This is a genomic window from Polaromonas sp. P1_E3 (assembly GCF_056405935.1).
In genome coordinates, this window is record NZ_JBFUBD010000585.1 from 1 (window position 1) to 1,340 (window position 1,340).

At 58.1% G+C, this 1,340-nt stretch carries 2 protein-coding genes; both read left to right on the plus strand.

Annotated features, from left to right (window positions below):
- Positions 1-257, plus strand: a 257-nt coding sequence (locus AC1D0Z_RS21915) for a VOC family protein (RefSeq protein WP_477660259.1), incomplete at its 5' end; no start/stop codon positions are given.
- Between the two features lie 86 nt (positions 258-343).
- Positions 344-619: a DUF2277 domain-containing protein gene (locus tag AC1D0Z_RS21920; protein WP_477660260.1), complete on the plus strand. Its 276-nt coding sequence runs from the start codon at positions 344-346 to the stop codon at positions 617-619.
- The last annotated feature ends 721 nt before the right edge of the window (positions 620-1,340 follow it).

A 1,340-nucleotide genomic window follows, 5' to 3' on the forward strand; every position in this document is an offset into this window, starting at 1 on the left:
GGATGGACCAGGCCGACGGCCCAACCTCGCACGTGCACCTGGCGTTCCGGGCCAAAGATCACGCAGAGGTCAAAGCCTTTTACGAAGCCGCCCTGGCTGCAGGCGGCACCGACAACGGTGCGCCAGGCGAGCGTCAATACCACCCGGGCTACTACGCTGCCTTTGTGCTGGACCCGGACGGCAACAACATCGAGGCGGTGTACCACGGACCCTTTGTGGCATCAGCCGAGTCCGTGGTGATCAGGCCCGCCGAATAGGTAAAACCAGCGCGGGCGAAGGGACTGCGGGGCGCGGCAAAATGAGCTTTGGAGTGATTCCAAGTCTTTTGCCTCAAGGAGCCGCCATGTGCCGCAACATCAAGACCCTCTTCAACTTCGAGCCACCCGCCACGGAACTGGAAATCCGCGATGCTTCGCTGCAGWTCGTCAGAAAGCTCAGCGGGTTCAACGTGCCATCCAAGGCTAACGAGGCCGCGTTCGATCGCGCGGTGGAAGAGGTAGCAGCCTCAGCACGGGTTCTCATCTGCACACTGGTGACCAACGCCGAGCCGCGCAACCGTGAGGTAGAAGCAGAACGGGCGCGTGCCAGGTCGGCGCTGAGGTTTGGCACGAGCCAGTAGGCGGTGAGGCGATCTCTCAACGCCCTCATCCCTCCACAAACACCCTCGCCTTGCGCCGCGTTAGCTTTGATGTTTTTCCAAGCATTGTGCTGCTTGAAAGTACTCGTCGTTGTTCGTCCGAAAAGAGATAATCGTGCCAGACTTGGGCGGCTACTTTGGTGACCCCAATATATCTTCGCTCATCTAGAGGACGTCTGTGGCATTCGTTTCAGAATCATTGGCATTGCCGGTCAGCAGCTTTGCATCGGAACACGCGAAAGCGTGCTCATTGCTGACCCAGCAGGGGGAGCGAAATGTGAGATGGGTTGATGACCAATCCCGTTCCGTTCTGTATCTGCTCTCAAGAGAGAATTACGCACACGGAATTGCCTTTTTCGAATGGATTTTCTTTGTCGACTCGGTTGCGCTCCGCCTATCAACGTCGGGGCACGGAGGCCCTGGTGCGCCATCCTGGCAGCTCCAGCGTGTGTCTTCATCTCATTCAATCCCGGAGCGTGACCGAACCACACTGCTCTGCCTGATAGAGGAGGCGTCAAGGGGCTACATGGCTTGGTATGACAGGCACTTCTGGGAAGTGGAAATATGGCTAGAGAGTACGCTGAAGATAGACAGCAAAGGCACGAAGTGGCTTTCGAGTGAAGACGTGTGCGACGATGAGTGCTAACTGGTCGCCCGACGCGAACACGCCACGTCACGAGGCCGCTTCACGGCATATGTCGCG